13 protein-coding genes and 2 pseudogenes are annotated in these 16,776 nt (G+C 69.8%); 5 read left to right on the top strand and 10 right to left on the bottom strand.

Features of this window, described 5'->3' with window-relative positions:
* Position 1 precedes the first annotated feature (1 nt).
* From C3B71_RS12150 to ilvA, 3 genes are all read right to left on the bottom strand, one after another.
* The gene (locus C3B71_RS12150) at positions 2-1,117 is read right to left on the bottom strand and encodes a hypothetical protein (RefSeq protein ID WP_146752326.1); all 1,116 of its coding nucleotides are present in this window, start codon (positions 1,115-1,117) and stop codon (positions 2-4) included.
* Positions 1,092-1,787 carry an ABC transporter ATP-binding protein gene (locus C3B71_RS12145; protein ID WP_108968370.1) on the bottom strand — a complete coding sequence of 232 codons (696 nt, stop codon included), beginning with the start codon at positions 1,785-1,787 and terminating at the stop codon, positions 1,092-1,094. Before C3B71_RS12145 ends, C3B71_RS12150 begins: the two co-directional genes overlap by 26 nt.
* A 1,390-nt stretch (positions 1,788-3,177) precedes the next feature.
* Entirely contained in the window at positions 3,178-4,752 is a 1,575-nt protein-coding gene (gene ilvA, locus C3B71_RS12140; RefSeq protein WP_108968368.1) for a threonine ammonia-lyase, biosynthetic, read from the bottom strand.
* A 165-nt stretch (positions 4,753-4,917) separates the two neighbouring features.
* Between ilvA and C3B71_RS12135 the strand changes: the two genes are divergently transcribed.
* A complete protein-coding gene (locus tag C3B71_RS12135; protein ID WP_108968366.1) occupies positions 4,918-5,475 on the top strand; it encodes an NADPH-dependent FMN reductase in 558 nt (185 codons plus the stop codon).
* Positions 5,476-5,581: 106 nt separating this feature from the next.
* On the opposite strand, the pseudogene C3B71_RS16965 reads toward C3B71_RS12135, so the two are convergent.
* Positions 5,582-6,889: pseudogene (locus C3B71_RS16965) on the bottom strand (P-loop domain-containing protein); the annotation flags it as partial.
* A 498-nt stretch (positions 6,890-7,387) separates the two neighbouring features.
* A pseudogene (locus tag C3B71_RS16960) lies at positions 7,388-8,224 on the bottom strand (ABC-ATPase domain-containing protein); the annotation flags it as partial.
* A gap of 146 nt (positions 8,225-8,370) precedes the next feature.
* On the opposite strand from C3B71_RS16960, the gene C3B71_RS12120 reads away from it, so the two are divergent.
* Positions 8,371-9,087, top strand: coding sequence for a LysE/ArgO family amino acid transporter (locus C3B71_RS12120; RefSeq protein WP_234415901.1), 717 nt, complete (start codon positions 8,371-8,373; stop codon positions 9,085-9,087).
* 122 nt (positions 9,088-9,209) lie between these two features.
* On the opposite strand, the gene msrA is transcribed toward C3B71_RS12120, so the two are convergent.
* The 3 genes from msrA to trhA form a co-directional block, all read right to left on the bottom strand.
* Entirely contained in the window at positions 9,210-9,953 is a 744-nt protein-coding gene (gene msrA / locus C3B71_RS12115) for a peptide-methionine (S)-S-oxide reductase MsrA (RefSeq protein ID WP_108968364.1), read from the bottom strand.
* A 236-nt stretch (positions 9,954-10,189) separates the two neighbouring features.
* On the bottom strand, positions 10,190-10,684 hold the full coding sequence (locus C3B71_RS12110) for a GreA/GreB family elongation factor (protein WP_073328370.1): 495 nt from the start codon (positions 10,682-10,684) through the stop codon (positions 10,190-10,192).
* 167 nt (positions 10,685-10,851) lie between these two features.
* Entirely contained in the window at positions 10,852-11,550 is a 699-nt protein-coding gene (gene trhA, locus C3B71_RS12105; protein ID WP_108968361.1) for a PAQR family membrane homeostasis protein TrhA, read from the bottom strand.
* A 177-nt stretch (positions 11,551-11,727) separates the two neighbouring features.
* Here trhA and uppS point away from each other — a divergent pair, with 177 nt between their 5' ends.
* The gene (gene uppS, locus C3B71_RS12100) at positions 11,728-12,591 is read left to right on the top strand and encodes a polyprenyl diphosphate synthase (RefSeq protein ID WP_108968359.1); all 864 of its coding nucleotides are present in this window, start codon (positions 11,728-11,730) and stop codon (positions 12,589-12,591) included.
* Positions 12,592-12,812: 221 nt separating this feature from the next.
* The gene (locus C3B71_RS12095) at positions 12,813-14,144 is read left to right on the top strand and encodes a PhoH family protein (RefSeq protein ID WP_108968357.1); all 1,332 of its coding nucleotides are present in this window, start codon (positions 12,813-12,815) and stop codon (positions 14,142-14,144) included.
* Positions 14,145-14,185: 41 nt separating this feature from the next.
* On the opposite strand, the gene C3B71_RS12090 is transcribed toward C3B71_RS12095, so the two are convergent.
* Both C3B71_RS12090 and C3B71_RS12085 read right to left on the bottom strand, forming a co-directional pair.
* Positions 14,186-15,142: a carbohydrate kinase family protein gene (locus tag C3B71_RS12090; protein ID WP_108968355.1), complete on the bottom strand. Its 957-nt coding sequence runs from the start codon at positions 15,140-15,142 to the stop codon at positions 14,186-14,188.
* A gap of 72 nt (positions 15,143-15,214) precedes the next feature.
* A complete protein-coding gene (locus C3B71_RS12085; protein WP_073328383.1) occupies positions 15,215-15,505 on the bottom strand; it encodes an exodeoxyribonuclease VII small subunit in 291 nt (96 codons plus the stop codon).
* Positions 15,506-15,706: 201 nt separating this feature from the next.
* On the opposite strand from C3B71_RS12085, the gene C3B71_RS12080 reads away from it, so the two are divergent.
* Complete coding sequence (locus tag C3B71_RS12080; RefSeq protein ID WP_108968353.1) at positions 15,707-16,732, top strand: LacI family DNA-binding transcriptional regulator; 1,026 nt, start codon at positions 15,707-15,709, stop codon at positions 16,730-16,732.
* Positions 16,733-16,776: the final 44 nt, after the last annotated feature.

Below are 16,776 nucleotides of genomic sequence, written 5' to 3'. Positions count from 1 at the left end.
CTCAGCGTGTGAGCGCCCAGCATGCGGTGGAGAGTATGCAGGCGACGAGTGCGGGAACGTACTTGCGCGGGTGGCGGATTACTTCGCGCTCGGACTTCCAATCGAGCAGCGGCCAGCGCCATTCCATGAGGACGGCGGCCAGGGCCGCGGATGAAGCCGCGGTGACCACGAAGACGACGTCGCTGCCGAAGTGCGCGAGGGTTGGCTCGGGAGCGAAGACGGCGACGGCTCCGCAGGCCAGGTACAGGGCCGCAAGTTGGAGGGCGTAAACGCATAGCGTGCGCCACGTACGCGGACAGGTCTTGACCACGAGCCAGGTGCTCGGATGCCGGGAGAAGTAGGCGTTGAGCGGGGTGTTTTGCACCACCATGACGGCCCCGAGCGGTAGCGCGGCACCGTGGTTGTGGAGCATTGCGTTGAACATCCAGCCGAAGGCAACCAGCGCGGCGGTGTTGATCTGCGTCATTCGGGAGCTCGCCAACTCACCGAGTACGAGGCTGGAGACGCGCGGCCCGGCTCCTCGCCTTCGTGCGGCGTCATCCACGATCTCGAAGCCGAGGAGGAAACAGACGGTGCCCTCGACGGCGAGCATCACGGCCGCAATGAGCGGATTGAGGACAATGCCAAGGACGATCCCGGCCGCCAATGCGATGAGCGCTCCCAAGCGATGGTGGCGCGTGGGGCCGCTCCAGAGCAGGAGGACCGGGGGCGCCATTCCGAGGGCGAGCAGAATCACCGTAATGGCATCGGTCCACGTGATGCTTTGAGCCGTGGAGATGAACGCGATCACGGGTAGAACGACTTCAAGGAGCACCACCAGCGAACCGATGAGGTAGGCGGCGCGAGCCAGGTCCTTGGTGGCGATCGGGAAACGTGTCAGGCCCGGCCACCGCTCGCTGTGGACCCAGGTCCAGGCGATTGATGACATGGCTGCCGCCGTGGCCAGGAAGACCCCGGCGGAGGTGACCCGCAGGTTGACCACGACGCCCAGGTGCATGCCAACCCACGCCGCGACCGCCGTCAGGATCAGGCTGGACCATATGGTCCGTTTGCTGAGGAACTCGCCCGCCACGGCGCGAGCTGCCAGAGCGCTAGTTGACGAGGGCTGCGACAGCATCGGAATCCCCAGGAGTGTCGAAGGGGCCGCTGAGTCGGCCCGCGGAGAGTACGTAGAGCCGGGTGGTGCATCGGGTGAAGGACTCGGCGATGTGGGAGCTCAGTAGTACCGCCTGCCCACGTTCGGCGGCAGCGACTATGCAGTGGTAGAGATATTCCGTTGCCGCGAAGTCGAGGAAGTCCACCGGCTCGTCGAGGAACAAGATGTCGGCCGGCGTTTGGAAGGCGGCGATGAGCGCTGCCTTTTTTCGGGTGCCGCTGGACAGTTGCCCGAATGGGGTTGACCGATAGTCGCCGAAGTTGAAGCCGTCGATGAGTTCGTCGAGCAGCTGCGGGCGTTCTCGCCGCCCATAGGCGCGGTCCAGGAAGCGAATGAAGGTGTCCAAGGACCAGGTGGGGAACGAGGTGTCGTTGGTTAAGGCGAAATAGCGCTGCTGTTTGAATGCGGGCGTATCCGGTCTGCATGCGCGTCCGCGGTACCGCATGGACCGGAACTCGTAACCCCGGTGCGCGTCGCAGAGCGCCTTGAGCATGGTGGTTTTTCCGGCGCCGTTGACGCCCAGTAACCCCACCGCCTCGCCCGCATCGAGTGTCAGCGAGACATCGGTCAGGACGGGGTCGGAGCGGTTGTACCAGGAGCGCAGCCCAACGACCTCGAAGACGTGTTCCATGATTCCCTCCTCGATCGGGTGAGGTGAAAAGCAGCGGAAACGGATGGTCGGCGTGCGGCTCAGGCCTTCGGTGATCCGGAGCGCCCTAGGAATGCGGCGGCGACGAACAGCGCCCCTAAAACAAGGCTCGCGATGGCTTCGAGGATATTGCCGATGGTGAATGCTCGAACCGCCACCGCCAGTGCTAGGAGGCCAATTACCAAACGCAGTGTGCGCCGCGAGCGAGTGGCAGGTTCAGGGGGCATTGTTGATCGCGCCTTTCAAATGTGGGTATCGCTCGCTGCAAATGTATCAGATGTATAATGAAGGCGCAAGGTGAACTGTTGAATTGGCCTTAATATGGCGATGTTAAGAGGCGCTTCCGGTTTGCGGGTGTGAGGTTCGGCCGGGGCTGTGGTGTGGGGTGGTGGTTGGGGTGATGCGGTCGTGCTCGGGTCGGCGGGGACGTCGTCGGGCCGCCGAGGACGCTCTCCTGGGAGGCGTCCTCGAGGGCCGGGGTGTGTTCTTGAACAACCCCGCCAGGGCATCCGGACCGGCTCGTCGTGCTTGTGGATGTGGCGGCCGGCGTGTCTCCGGGTGAGGAAACCGGTGGGCCTGCCGGTTCGCCACGGTGACCGCCGCCCAGCTGTCACTGATTGCACCACTTTACCTGCCCGGACGCGAGTCGCCTGATGCAAATCGTTGAAATCATGCGGTTCTGTCGGCCAAGGTTCCGGCATGTCCCAGCAAAGTGGTGCAATCTGTGACAGCTGGGAGCACCATCGGATGCTCATGGGCGCTGCGGTTTGTGGGTGTGGTGGTTCGGGCCCGCGGGTGGTCGTGCCCGGGCGCACGAGGTCGGCGTGGGGTCTGCGAGGATGTTCTGAGGCTGACGAGGACTTGTGGCCGGCGGGGATGTCCTCGGGGCGGTGTCGCGGGCGTAGAGCGAGTGGGATCAAGGCCAGCGCGCGGTCGTTGGGTACGCCCCTTCGGCGTCTACTACGCCCCTTCGTCGTCTGCTACGCCAGTTTGAGCTCCGCTGACGGGCCCAGAACCATTCAGCAGACACCGAACCGGCGTAGCAGACGACGCCAGCGCAAAGCACGCAGGCGAACCGGCTCCCGGCTCCACCCATACCCTCAAACGCGAAGAGCCAGTTAACCGTCTGCTGCAGGGCTCCGAGGCATACAGCAAACCGTTAAGTGGCATTGTTAACGTCCAACCGGCGTAGCAGAGCCCCCAGTCCACTCGCTCGCCGGCCCAGGCTCTCGACCGGCCCGTGGACACCACACCCACAAACCGGAAGAGCTCTTTAACACGAAGAGACCGCTGAGGGTGCAACCGACCTCGGTACGTAAGATCTACCGACCTCGGTGAAGGGTCGGGGCGGGGCGGGGAGGGGTCTGCGGGCTCAGCGGGCCAGGAAGAAGCGGGCGGAGGGGTCGTCCGTCTCCTCTTGGTAGGCGTAACCGAGCCGGTCCATGTGCTCGGTCAGCTCGGCGTCGTCCGGGCCGGCTTCGAAGGCCGTCAGGATGCGCCCGTAGTCGGCGCCATCGGTGCGGTAGTGGAACAGGGTGATGTTCCAGCGAGTCCCCAGGATCTCCAGGAACCGGGTCAACGCCCCGGGAGACTCCGGGAACTCGAAGCTGAACAGCCGCTCCACCAGGCCCTCCGGGGCCCGCCCGCCGATCATGGAGCGCACATGCACCTTGGCGAGCTCGTCCTCGGTCAGGTCCACCACGCCGTAGCCGGCGGCCTCCAGGTCGGCGACGATCTCGCGGCGCTCGTCGCGTCCGCGAGTGAGCCGCACGCCCACAAAGATTCGGGCCGGTGCGCCCGCGGGGGCCGAGGCGGACGCCCGGTAGTTGAATTCGGTGACCGCGCGGCCGCCCAACACGGAGGCGAAGCGCAGGAACTCGCCCTGCACCTCGGGGATGGTCACGCCCAGGATGGCCTCGCGCTGCTCGCCGATCTCGGCGCGTTCGGAGATGTAGCGCAGTTGGTGGAAGTTCAGATTCGCCCCCGACAATACGCAGGCCAGCCGCTCGCCGGAGAGGTCGTGCGCGGCCACGTACTGCTTCAGTCCCGCCAGGGCGACGGCTCCGCTAGGCTCCGGCACGGCGCGCAGGTCCTCGAACAGGTCGCGCACGGCGGCGGAGACCTCGTCGGAGGAGACGGTCACGACGTCGTCGAGCAGCTGCGCACACAGGCGGAAGGTCTCATCCCCGATGCGGCGCACCGCCACACCCTCGGCGAACAGGCCGACGTGCTCCAGCGTGACCGGCTCCCCGGCGGCCAGTGCGGCATTCAGGCAGGCGGACTCCTCGTGCTCGACGCCGATGACCTGTACCTGCGGCATCAGCTGCTTGATCAGCACGGCGATGCCGGAGACCAGGCCACCACCGCCCACGGGCACGAACACGCGGTCCAGATCGGCGTCCTGCTGGATCATCTCCAACCCGATGGTGCCCTGGCCGGCGATGACGCGGGGATCGTCGAAGGGGGCGATGTAGGTCAGCCCCTCGGCCTTGGCCAGGCGCAGCGCCTCGGCCTTGGCGGCGTCGAAGTTGTCTCCGCTCAGCAGCACCTCGCCACCCAGGGTGCGCACGGCGTCGACCTTGATGCGGGGGGTGACGGTGGGCATGACGATCAGTGCGCGCACCCCCAGCAGGGAGGCGGAGCGGGCGACCCCCTGGGCGTGGTTGCCGGCGGAGGCGGTGACCACGCCGCGCTCGCGCTCGGCGTCGGACAGTGAGCGCATGGCGTTGTAGGCGCCGCGGATCTTGAAGGAATGAACGGACTGCAGGTCCTCGCGCTTGACCTCAACCGTGTTGCCCAGGCGGGTCGACAGCGCGGGCATCGGCTGAAGAGGGGTGTGCTCGGCGGCCTCATAGACGGGGGCGCGCAGAATCTCCCGCAGGTAGCGGGCACCGTCCCAATGGGAGTTGGGGTCGGCGTGGTTTCCGTTGCTTCCGGCATCGCTCACGCTCTCAGCCTAACTGGGGGCGCGCCTTGGAAACGCACGGCCTTCTAGAAGCAAGAGCGATGAGTATGAGCAAGGTCAGTGGATAGACTGTATGTCGACGGGGACCTTTGGCCTAGAGTCCGGTCTGCTTGATTTGCTTCCAACCGTGCTTTCAAGGAGTACAACATGACCAAGATCGCCGTGATCACCGGCTCCGTTCGACCCAACTCCGTGGGCGGGCCCGTCGCTCAGTGGGTTGCCGAGAAGGCCAACACCGTTGCGGGCGTGCAGGCCGAGGTCCTCGAGCTCGCCGCCTTCAACCTGCCGGTCTTCGCCGAGGAGCTTCCCCCGATGGCCGCCCCCGCCAAGGACCCTGCCGCGGTGAAGTGGAACGAGACCCTGGCGGCATACGACGCCTACGTCTTCGTCACCCCGGAGTACAACCACTCCGTCCCGGGCGCGCTGAAGAACGCGATCGACTTCATCACCCCGTCCGTGCTGGCCAACAAGGCCGTCGGCCTGGTCGACTACTCCTTCTCCGCCGGCCACCGGCCGATCGAGGCCCTGCGCCTGATTCTGTCGAACTTCACCACCGGCGTGGTGGGGCCGCAGGTCAACCTGCACCTGGCCACCGACTTCGAGAACATGTCCAGTTTCGCCCCGGCCGCCTTCCACGACAGCGAGGTCCCCGCAATGGTCGAGGCGATCGTCGCCCAGGACCAGGCGCTGGCCGCGCTGCGCTGAATCCGTCTCGCGCTGCCCATACACGCGGGAGCCCGTCACCTCGCAAGGTGGCGGGCTCCCCGTCCATTTGGGTCTTGAGCGGCGCTCAGCTGCCTGTGTGGGCCCCTCAGGCCAGCTTGAGCTTGCGGTAGCGGTTCACCGCGGCTGCCACGTCCACCATGCGCGGGCGCACCAGGAAGGCCGGGCGACGATCCAACGCGTCCAGGCCCTCATCGTCCAGCAGCGCGTCCAGGTCATCCAGACACTGGGCCAGCGTCGACTCCCCGTCGAAGCGCTGCTCCAGCAGCGCCCGCAGGGCGTAGGCCACGGCCTCCGCCTGCCCGGACTCGACCACGCCGGCCACGTCGGAGATGTCGATGTCCTCCCGGTCCAGGGTGAGCGAGTCCGTGCCGCGGGCGCGCGTGCGCACCGGGCCGCGCTGGGTGCGCTGCGAGGGCAGTGGCACGCGCGGGGTCTGCATGGGGAAGTCCGCCAGCGCCGTGGCCTCCCGCGGCTGCGCCGCAGCGACCTCGGCGGCCCGCTCGGTGGCGTCGTGCAGCACGTAGGAGTCCAGCAGCAGCACCCGGTCGGCCACATCCAGGTAGTCCCCGGAACCGCCCATCACCAGCACGGTGGACACGCCCGCCTCGGCCAGCGCGCCCACCCGGTCCACGAACGGGGTGATCGGCTCCTGGTCGTCGGCCACCAGCGTGCGCATGCGCGCATCGCGGATCAGGAGGTTGGTGGCTGAGGTGTCCTCATCCAGCAGCAGCGCCGAGGCGCCCGCCTCGATCGACTCCACGATGGAGGCCGCCTGCGAGGTGGAACCGGAGGCATTGGTGGTGGTGAAGGAGGCGGTGTCCCTCCCGCCGGGCAGGTGGGAGATGAACGGGGTCAGGTCCACGCCCGTGACCGCCCGGCCATCCGCGGCGCGTACCTTGACGGCGTCCGGGACCGTGGCGACCAGCTCGCGGCCGTCGCCCGGCACGTGCGGGTAGACGCCGCGTTCGATCGCACTCAGCAGCGTGGACTTGCCGTGGTAGCCGCCGCCGACGATGAGCGTTACTCCGGAGCCGACGGCGGTGCCGCGCACCTCGCCGGCGTGCGGCAGGGTGACGGTGGCGGCCAGCGAGTCCGGGGCGGTCAGCGCGACGGCGCCCTCCTCCATGGGTGCATCGCTGACGCCGGAGCGGCGGGGCAGGATCGACCCGTCGGCGAGGAAGGAGACCCAGCCGTTGTCGAGCACCGCCCGCGTCAGCGCCCGGTGGTCCTCCAGGGCGGCGACGTGCGCCAGCAGGCGCTCGGCACGCTCGCCGGTCAGGTCCAGGGCCGCGTTGACTTCGCGGGTCAGGTCCAGGTTGAAGATGTTTGCGGCCTCGCGGCCGCGGATGGAGCGGCCACGGGCCGGCAGCGCCACCCGGGCGCGGATCTCAATGATGAAGTCGGGGCCGGAGGCGGCAGCCGGGGCGGGCGCCTCCTCTGCTTCAGCACCTGCGACCTCGGCAGCGTCCTCGGCGTCCTCGACGGCGTCCGGGGCCTGTGGAGCGGAGGCGGCGGACGCCGGCTCGGTGAACTCGATCTGCGCCGACGGCGCCGCAATCATGGTGTCGGCGGGCTCGGTGGAGCCGATGGCAGCGGCGAAGTCATCCGCGGCGGGCATGTCCTCTTCGGCAGCGGCCTGAGCGGCGTCATCTTCGGCGGCGGCATCATCCTCGGCGGCGGTCGCGTGGGGGCTGCTCGCCTCCTCCACTGCAACGGACTCGTCCGCGTCTTCGGCGTCCGTCTCGGTCAGCACCGTGAACAGGTCCACGACCTCGTCGGCCTGCTTTGCGGGGCCGCGCGATTCCTCCGCGTCCGCGGCGGACGCCGCGGCGGAGGCATCGGCGTCGGTCTGTGCCTCGGGATCGGCCTCGGCCGGGGCGGAGACGATGACGGAGCAGCGTTCGAGAATCTCCTGGCCGGGGCCGGCGATCGAGAGGTTGGTGCCGCGGAAACCGCGGTGCAGTTCCCGGGTGAGGAAGTCGCCCACCGCGACGCGCCGGTCGTGGGTGGACAGCAGGTCCTCCTCGTGCAGCAGCTTCAGACCCGGCAGGTCGGCAGGAACCTGAATGCGGATGCGGGTGGGCGGGGCGTAGGGGTCAGGCTGGACGTAGTCGACGTGCAGGACCCAGCCCTCGGGGGCGCGGTAGTGGCCGACCGTGTCGCGGTAGGCGGAATAGGAGCGGCCGTCGAGTACGTGCAGGTAATCCACCAGGTCGCTGAGCGTGCCCTTGCGCGGGCCCTTCTCGTGGCGGCGGCCCTCGCGCCGGTAGTCGCGGTCCCGGTCTCCCCGGTCGTATCCGCGCCCGCCGCGGTCATGCCCCCGGCCGCCCCGGTCGTATCCGCGTCCGCCGCGGTCGTCGCGCTGGTAGTCGCGTCCGCGCCGGTCGCCATAGCCGCGGTTGTCGCGATAATCGCGGTCCTCCCGGTGGTTGCGGTAGCCCCGGCCGTCGCGGTCGTAGCCGCGTCCGCCCCGGTCGTATCCCCGGCCGTCGCGGTCGCGGTTATAGCCCCGGTCGTCGCGCCGGTCGCCATAGCCGCGATCCCGGCCGTAGCCGCGCTCGCCGTCGCCCCGGTAGTTGCTGCGGTAGCCACGGTCGTAGCCGCCGGAGCCGCGGTAGTCCCCGCGGTCGCGCCGGTCGCCGCGGTCATTGCCACGGTCATATCGGTCGCGCCGGTTGCCGCGGTCGCCATAGCCGCGGTCGTCTGTGAAGTCACTGCGCTCACTCATGCCCTGATATTGGCACATTTCCGGCGCGATCCCTGCGGTGCGGTCCGCCGACGGCGAGTTGCACCCGGCACCGCGTGGGCTCCGCCACCGAGGCGGACGGCGGGCCGGGCTTACGGCAGCCCGGCCGTTGCCCGTACGGTCGGGTCGTGATCACTTCCATGAGCCTGCTGGATTGCGCGGCCTTGGTCCCTGCGTCCTGGAACCCGGCGTCCGCTGCCCTGACGGCGGCACCGGTCTTCGGAACGGTGTCGGCCGCACACAACGCAGGCTTGGCGCCGGCCATTACCGGCTTCGCCACCGGCCTGGGGCTGATCGTGGCCATCGGCGCACAGAACGCGTGGGTACTGCGCCAGGGCGTACGCCGCGAACACGTCGGGCTGGTGATAGCCATCTGTGCGCTCAGCGACTTGGCGCTCATCGCCATTGGCACCGGCGGGATCGGCGTGGTGGCGCGCCTGGCCCCCTGGGCACTGGAGGTGCTGCGCTGGGGCGGCGTGCTATACCTGATCGGCTTCGCGATCTCCAGCTTCCGGTCGGCCATGCGTCCCGGTGCGCTTGAGCAGGAGCAGGCGCGTCCGGCGTCGTCGGTGGCGCTGACGACGCTCGCGCTCACCTGGCTGAACCCGCACGTCTATCTCGACACCGTGCTGATGCTCGGCACGGTCACCAACGGCTTCGGGGCGGCCCGGTGGGTGGCCGCCGCCGGCGCCGGTACGGCGTCGATCCTGTGGTTCACGGCGCTGGGCCTGGGGGCGCGGGCGCTGTCCGGGCCGCTGTCCAGCCCACGCACCTGGCGCGTGCTGGATGTACTGGTCGGCCTGGTCATGCTGGGGGTGGCCGTCAACCTGGCGCTGGGTGCCTGAAGGCCGGGGCATTCCTCGCCGCTGCCGGCTCCGGTAGGGCGCCGGGTGGGAACGTAACGGGCCGGGTAGAGACGCTGAACGCCTCTACCCGGCCCGAACGCGTTGCCGCGGCCTCGGTGTGCTTACACCGCCTCGGGCGGCAGCACGTCCGTCTGGGCGGGCACGTTCGCGATCCCGATCGGGCAGGTGATCCCGTTGGGGCCGTGGTTGCAGTAGCCGTCGGGGTTCTTGTCCAGGTAGCCCTGGTGGTAGTCCTCCGCCAGGTAGAAGGGGCCGCCGAAGTCGGCGTAAAGCTCGGTGGCCGGCGCGATGGTCGTCACGCAGGTGCCGCGGCCCAGCCGCGTCAGCTCCCCCTGGAAGGCGGTGCGGATCGCCAGGGCGGCGTTGGCCTGCGCCGACGTGGTGGTCCACACCGCCGAGCGGTACTGGGTGCCGACGTCGTTGCCGTGCCGGTTCAGCTGGGTGGAGTCGTGGTTCTCCCAGAAGGTGCGCAGCAGGCTCTCCCCGCCCTGCCCGCACACGTCCGGGTCATAAGCCACGCGCACCGTCTCGGCGTGACCGGTGGCGCCGGTGCACACCTCCCGGTAGGTGGCGTTCGGGGTGGTGCCGCCCATGTAGCCCACGGCGGTGGCCACGACGCCGGGCTGGCGCCACAGGAAGCGCTCCACACCCCAGAAACAGCCGCCCGCCAGGTAGAGCACCTGAGTGCCCTCGGGCCAGGGGCCGTCCAGGGGAGTGCCCAGGACGACGTGGTCACCCGGGTTGGGCAGGAGCGTGGTCTCCCGGCCGGGAATCTGAGGGTTGCGGGCCGGGCGGGGGCGCGCCGTCGGCGCGGCGGCGGGAGCGGGCTGTGTAGCTGCTGTCATGGGGGTGACCGTACTCGGGGCGGCCGAGCGCGTTAAGTGTGAACCATGGGAGTACGCCGGAGGCGTATGCGCGGGCACCCCCGCGGCACCCCGGTCGAAAACGCCACGCTCGCGCCGACCCGGGAATGCGGCGCGAGGCGTGGAGTAGTGGAGTAAGAGTGGGAACAGGAGAGGAACAAGCGCGCCCCGTGCCCGCCGCGTGGGCGGGAACGGGGCGCGTTGATCGTTGGTGTGGTCTACAGCGCCTTGACGTCGATGATCTCGGCGGTTATTTCCTTGCCGGTGGGCGCGTTGTAGGTGACGGTCTCGCCGGCACGGTGCCCCATGAGGGCGCGGCCGAGTGGGGCGTCGGGGGAGAAGACCTTGACGCCCTCGGGGACGTCCGCGGTGATCTCCTGCCCGCCCAGGGCGAAGGATTGCTCGCGGCCGGCGACCTTCGCCGTGACGACGGTGCCCGCGGCGACGGAGCCGTCGAAGCTGGCGGCGCCCACCTGCGCGTGCTCCAGCATCTCGGTGAGCGTGACAATGCGGGCCTCGTTGAGCGAGGCCTCCTCGCGGGCCGCGTGATAGCCGGCGTTCTCCCGCAGGTCGCCCTCCTGGCGGGCGGCCTCCACGCGCTGGGCGATCGCCTTGCGCTCAACGTTCTTGCGGCGCTCGAGTTCCTCGGTGAGTCGGTCGAACGCCTCCTGGGTGAGCCAGGTGCCCTGCTGTTCGGTGGTCTCTTCGGCCATGGTTCCTCCTTGCGAACGGGCGGCAGAAATCCTCAGGAATCCTCAGGTGCTGTCCGGATATAAACCGCGAGTCTATACGTTCCCGCCGCCCCGTGGGTCGGCGACGGCGGTGTGCGTGGCCATGTCGGCCGGATGTCTGCGGTGGGCGCGGCGCGGTTCGCGGCCTCTCAGCCCAGCACCGCCAGATAACAGGCCACGCAGTGGCAGGCCCACGCGGCCACCGTGCACGTATGGAAGATCTCATGGAAGCCGAACCAGCGGGGGAACGGGTCGGGGCGCTTGCGCGCGTAGATGACACCGCCCGTCGTATAGACGACGCCGCCGGCCACCAGCAGCCAGAAGACCGCCGGACCGCCGGTGACCCAGAATTGGGGCAGGAACCACAGCGCCACCCAGCCGAGCAGGATGTAGAACAGGGTCGACAGCCAGCGCGGCGCCGTCGGCCACAGCAGCGTGGTGAGGATGCCGAGTGCGGCCCCGCCCCACACGATTCCCAGCACCAGGCGGGCCGTGCCGGCGTCGAGCAGTGCCACCGACAGGGGTGTGTAGGTGCCGGCGATCAGCAGGTAGATGTTGGCATGGTCGAAGCGCTGCAGCACCGTGGACACGGCGCTGGGGAAGTGGCCGTTGGAGATGTGGTAGACGCCCGAATTGGCGAACAGCAGCAGCGAGCAGGCCAGGTAGGCGGCACACGCCCACTTCAGCCCTGCACCCGGCGCCAGCACCGTCAGCACGATGCAGGCGGCCAGCGCCAGGGGAGCGGTGCAGGCGTGGATCCACCCGCGCAGCTTGGGTTTGACGGCGCGGGCGAGGTCGTTGGCGGCGCTGATTGCGGCCGCGCCGCGCGACCGGGCGGAAGTACGCATCGACGGTTCTCCTCACGTGGACGTCCCAGCAACCTACGCTACCGTAACTTACGCTTCCGTAGGTTTGTGGGGAAGGTGGGCTAGGGCTCACTCGCGGTACCCTCGGAGCTGGGCGCGCCCACCGACCCTGGTGCGGCGGCGTCATAGCGGACCGGCGCGCACAGAAAGAGACGAGCCATGGCGGGCGACAACCTCCTGTACGACCTCTACGAGCGCCGCCTGGTCGCCCAGGTCAAACCCGACCGCGTGCCCGAGCATGTGGGTGTCATCCTCGACGGCAACCGCCGTTGGGCGCGGGCCATGGGTATCGGCACCGCGCAGGGGCACAAGCGTGGCGCCGACAAGATCGAGGAGTTCCTGGGGTGGGCGGAGGATGCCGGCGTCGGTGTGGTCACCCTGTGGCTGCTGAGCACCGACAACCTCTCACGCGACCCCGCCGAGCTCTCACCACTGCTGGACATCATCGCCCACGCCGTCGACGAGTTGGCCGCCGCCGGCCGCTGGCGGTTGCGTCTGGTTGGGAATGTGGACCTGTTGCCCGCGCCCGTGGCGGACCGGCTGCGCGCCGCCGTCGCGTCCACCGCCGGGCGCGACGACGGCGGCCCCGACGACGGGAGCGTCGGCCCCGGTGCCGGATCCGCCGCCGGCGCCTCGGCGTCTGCGGCGGGGAATGCCGGTGGGCCGGGCGTGGATGGGCGCATGCAGGTCAACGTCGCCGTCGGCTACGGCGGGCGCCAAGAGATTGCCGACGCCGTGCGCTCCCTGCTGCGTGAGCGCGCCGCCGCCGGCGCCACGCTGGAGCAGGTCGCCGACTCCCTGTCCGAGGAGGACATCACCGCCCACCTGTACACCAAGGGGCAGCCCGACCCCGAGCTGGTCATCCGCACCTCGGGGGAGCAGCGCCTGTCCGGCTTCCTGCTGTGGCAGTCGGTCCACTCCGAGTACTACTTCTGCGAGGTGTACTGGCCGGACTTCCGCCGCATCGACTTCCTGCGGGCGCTGCGCGACTACGGGCGACGCGAGCGCCGATTGGGCAAGTAGCCGAGGTTTCTTCGGACGCCGGACCCCGCCGTCGGCGGTGGCGCCGTGGCTGGCCGTCGGCGGGTAGGCCCGTGACTGTAGGCCCGCGCCGACGGTGCTCCGGCCACCACGCCTCGTTGTGCTCAGCGTTCCGGCAGCGACAGCGGGTATGGTGAGCGGTATCACAGACGGGCCGGGGCCGGACGTCGGGTACAGCCCGCCGAGCACAGACGGAGACAGCCATGCGAACCTACGTCCTGGACACCTCGGTCCTACTGTCAGACCCCCGCGCCGTGTTGCGCTTCGACGAGCACGCCGTCGTGCTGCCGGTCGTGGTGGTCACCGAGTTGGAGGGCAAGCGTCACCACCCCGAGCTGGGCTACTTCGCCCGCTCCGCACTGCGGCTGCTCGACGGCCTGCGCGAGCAGCACGGCCGGCTCGACCGCCCCATCCCCGTGGGCGACCGCGGCGGCACGGTGCGGGTCGAGCTCAACGGCGCCGACGACCACGTGCTGCCCGCCGCCATGCGCCTGGGCGATAACGACTCCCGCATCCTGTCCGTGGCCGTCACCCTTGCCCGCCGCGCCCGGCAGGGAGGGGACGACGGCGAGGTCGTCGTCGTGTCCAAGGACCTGCCCATGCGTATCAAGGCCGCGGCCGTCGGGCTGACCGCGGAGGAGTATCGGGCCGAGCTCGCCAGCGAGGACATCTACTCCGGCATGACCGCTGTAACTGTCACCGCGGAGGAGATCTCCTGCCTGTGGGACGACGGCGTCCTGGACCTGTCCGGGCTGACGGACGAGGAGGCCGCCGACGACCTGGCGGCTCAACCCACCCACACCGGCGTGGTGGTGACGTCCCCACGCGGATCGGCGCTGGCCACCGTGGTCGGCGGGACCCTTCACCTGGTCGACCCCTCCCGCGAGGTCTTCGGCGTGCGCGGGCGCAGCGCCGAGCAGCGCATCGCCATCGACCACCTGCTCAACCCCGACATCGGCATCGTCTCACTGGGCGGCCGTGCGGGCACCGGCAAGTCCGCCCTGGCGCTGAGCGCCGGCCTGGACGCCGTCGTCAACCGGCACGAGCACCGCAAGGTGATGGTGTTCCGGCCCCTGTACGCGGTGGGCGGGCAGACCCTCGGCTACCTGCCCGGCGACTCGGCGGAGAAGATGTCCCCCTGGGGGGACGCGGTGTTTGACACCCTCAGCTCGGTGGTGCCCACGGACCGAATCGACCGGATCGTCGCCGCCGGGCAGCTGGAGGTGCTGCCGCTGACGCACGTGCGCGGACGCTCCCTGCACGACGCCTTCGTGATCGTGGACGAGGCCCAGTCGCTGGAGCGCAATGTGCTGCTGACGGTGCTGTCCCGGATCGGCCAGAACTCCAAGGTGGTGCTCACCCACGACGTCGCCCAGCGGGACAACCTGCGGGTGGGCCGCTGGGACGGCGTGGTCAGCGTGGTCGAGTCCCTGAAGGACCGGGACCTGTTCGCGCACGTCGACCTGGTGCGCACCGAGCGCAGCGAGATCGCCGAGCTGGTCACGCGCATGCTCGACGAGATCCCGCTGTACTGAGTGCCGAACCTGCCCGCCGCTGCGGAAGGGGCAGGGCGGGGTCAGGCGGTGTGGCTCTCCAGCTCGGCGCGGGTGGGCGGGTTGGCGCCGGCGCGGGAGACGGTGATGTCCGCGATGGCGGCCGCATGCCGCAGCACGCGCTCGAGCGCCGCGGCGTCGATGTTGCGCAGCGCCTCACGCTGCTCGGCGCCCACCAGGCCCTCGGCCCAGATGCCGTCCTCGAGCCCGCCCATGAAGGAGTCGCCCGCGCCGACGGTGTCGGAGACCACCACGGTGGGGTCGGCGGGCACCTCCATGCGCAGCCCGGAGGCGGTCACCGCCAGCGAACCCTGCTTGCCGCGGGTGACGACGACGACGGCCGCGCCCAGCTTCAGCCAGTCGCGCGCCACGGCCTCGACATCCGCGTCCTCACCGTAGAACCAGGCAATGTCCTCATCGGAGCACTTGACCACATCGGCCAGGGCGATCAGCCGCTCGACCTGCGCGCGTGCCTGCTCGGGCGTGCCCATCAGCTGCGGGCGGGCGTTGGGGTCGTAGCAGATCGTGGAGGTGGCCCGGTAGTCGGACAGCACCTGTTCGACCGTGCGTGCGCCGGGCTGGAGGACCGCCCCGATGGAGCCGGTGTGCACCAGCAGTGGCGCGGGGGCGCCCTCAGTGCGCTGCGGGTAGGGCGGATTCCAGTCCAGGTCGAACACGTAGGTGGCGGCGCGGTCGGCGCCGATGGTGGCCTGTGCCGTCGAGGTGCGCTCGGCGCCGTCGGACCCCGGTGTCAGCCGCACTCCGGAGGCCTCCAGGTGCGCCTTCACCGCCAGGCCGCGCGGGTCGGTGCCGATCCAGCAGTCCAGCTCGGCGTCGCGGCCCAGGCGGCTGAGCCCCAGGGCGACGTTGGCGGGGGAGCCGCCGGGAATGTCTTGGGCGGGTTGACCGGGGTGGATGACGACGTCGACGAGCGCCTCGCCGATGACGAGGGCGGCGCCTGCGGGGCCGGGTGCGGACATGTTGGGCTCCTCATGGTTGATGGGCGGTGGCGAGGGCGGACGGTGACAAGCGAATACGGGGCGGAAGGGCGCTCAGAAGGGTGTGGAATTGGCGTCGGGGCCGGCGGATTCGGCGGGCTCGCTGCCGTTGCCGGCGACGGCGGCCAGGCGGGCGCGTGCGTCGTCGAGCCAGGACTGGCAGCGGGCGGCCAGGGCCTCGCCGCGCTCCCACAGCTTCAGGGCCTCCTCCAGGGGAACCTGACCGGCCTCCAGGCGCTGGACGACGCCGACCAGCTGCTCGCGGGCCTGCTCGTAGGGCAGGGAGGCGACGTCGGCGTTGGCGTCTGCGGGGCCGATCGACTCAGCGGGGGAGGGTGCGCTCATGGCACCGATTGTTGCACGCGGGCGGCGGATGTGCGCCAGTTAACGCTCGGGCATGATGAATCCGGATCGAGACTCCGCGCGAACCGGCAAGCAACTGCACGCCTGGTACGCCGATGGTCTTGATGGCCCGCGCCTGCATCGCGGCGGACCACATGGGAGATACTTACCGCCTGCCCGAGTGTCTGCAGGAGGGAGTGACCGATGAGTCCTGGTTGCAAGGCTGACCGGGTCACCATCAAGGATGTGGCCCGGGAGGCCGGCGTATCCGTCACGACGGTCTCGCACGCCTTGAACAACCCGGAGGGATCGCGCGTCTCGGAGGAGACCCGCAGCCACGTCAAGTCCGTGGCGGCGGCTCTCGGCTACCGCGCCAATCCCTCCGCCCGCGCCCTGCGCACTCGACGCACGGACACGATCGCCTTGGTCGGGCGCCAACTGGCCACCACCGAACACCTGGGCCGCATGGTGCTGGGAGCCCAGGACGCCGTGCGCGCCCGCGGCGGGCTGCTCATCGTCGCCGACACGGCCGACGACGAGGACGGTGTGATCGCCACCCTCATGGACCATCAAGTCGACGGCGTCATCCTCGGTGCCCTCTACCACCAGAAGGTGACGGTGCCATCGGCCTTGGCGGGCGTGCCCACGGTGGTGGTCAACGCCTTCACCGCCGACGCCCGTTACTCCTGGGTAGTGCCGGATGAGGTGGCCGGCGGCCGCGCCGGCGCCGAGGCGCTGTTAGCGTCCGGGCACCGCCGCGTGGCCATGATCAACAATCAGGATGACATCCCCGCGGCTCACGGGCGCGCACAGGGATTCCTCGCCCGCTGCCGCGCTAGTGGCATCGAGCCCGTCGTTGTCGCCTGCACGCCGACCGGTCGCGCCGCTCACGACGCCGCCATCCGGCTGCTCGACGCGCCACCGGCACAGCGCCCCACCGGAGTGTTCTGCTTCGCCGACGCCATGGCCATGGGCGTGTACGCGGCCGCCGCCGAGTTGGGACTGCGCATACCGCAGGACCTGTCCGTGGTCGGATTCGACGACATGGTGCTGATCAACGAGTCGCTGTCCCCGCCGTTGACCTCCATCGCCCTCCCGCACGCGGAGATGGCGGCGTGGGCGGTGGAGCGGCTCTACGGCCTGCTGGACAACCCGGATGCGCAGCCGCAGAACCTGCGAATCGTCGGGCGCGTGGTTGAGCGGGAGTCGGTGACGCGGCCGGGAAGCTGAATCTGGCACTCGGCAGGGGCGGGCTCGGCGCAGGTGGGTCAGGT

The organism is Actinomyces sp. Z16, from assembly GCF_003111765.1.
GTDB lineage: Bacteria > Actinomycetota > Actinomycetes > Actinomycetales > Actinomycetaceae > Actinomyces > Actinomyces glycerinitolerans.
The sequence above is the reverse complement of the archived record's forward strand: the minus strand, read 5'-3'. Positions and strand labels throughout refer to the sequence as shown.

Coding starts and splice junctions, on each gene's coding strand:
- C3B71_RS12090 (WP_108968355.1), bottom strand. CDS start 15,142: ATGTCCGCACCCGGCCCCGCAGGCGCCGCCCTCGTCATCGGCGAGGCG.
- msrA (WP_108968364.1), bottom strand. CDS start 9,953: ATGACAGCAGCTACACAGCCCGCTCCCGCCGCCGCGCCGACGGCGCGC.
- C3B71_RS12085 (WP_073328383.1), bottom strand. CDS start 15,505: ATGAGCGCACCCTCCCCCGCTGAGTCGATCGGCCCCGCAGACGCCAAC.
- C3B71_RS12135 (WP_108968366.1), top strand. CDS start 4,918: ATGACCAAGATCGCCGTGATCACCGGCTCCGTTCGACCCAACTCCGTG.
- C3B71_RS12110 (WP_073328370.1), bottom strand. CDS start 10,684: ATGGCCGAAGAGACCACCGAACAGCAGGGCACCTGGCTCACCCAGGAG.
- C3B71_RS12080 (WP_108968353.1), top strand. CDS start 15,707: ATGAGTCCTGGTTGCAAGGCTGACCGGGTCACCATCAAGGATGTGGCC.
- uppS (WP_108968359.1), top strand. CDS start 11,728: ATGGCGGGCGACAACCTCCTGTACGACCTCTACGAGCGCCGCCTGGTC.
- trhA (WP_108968361.1), bottom strand. CDS start 11,550: ATGCGTACTTCCGCCCGGTCGCGCGGCGCGGCCGCAATCAGCGCCGCC.
- C3B71_RS12150 (WP_146752326.1), bottom strand. CDS start 1,117: ATGCTGTCGCAGCCCTCGTCAACTAGCGCTCTGGCAGCTCGCGCCGTG.
- C3B71_RS12145 (WP_108968370.1), bottom strand. CDS start 1,787: ATGGAACACGTCTTCGAGGTCGTTGGGCTGCGCTCCTGGTACAACCGC.
- C3B71_RS12095 (WP_108968357.1), top strand. CDS start 12,813: ATGCGAACCTACGTCCTGGACACCTCGGTCCTACTGTCAGACCCCCGC.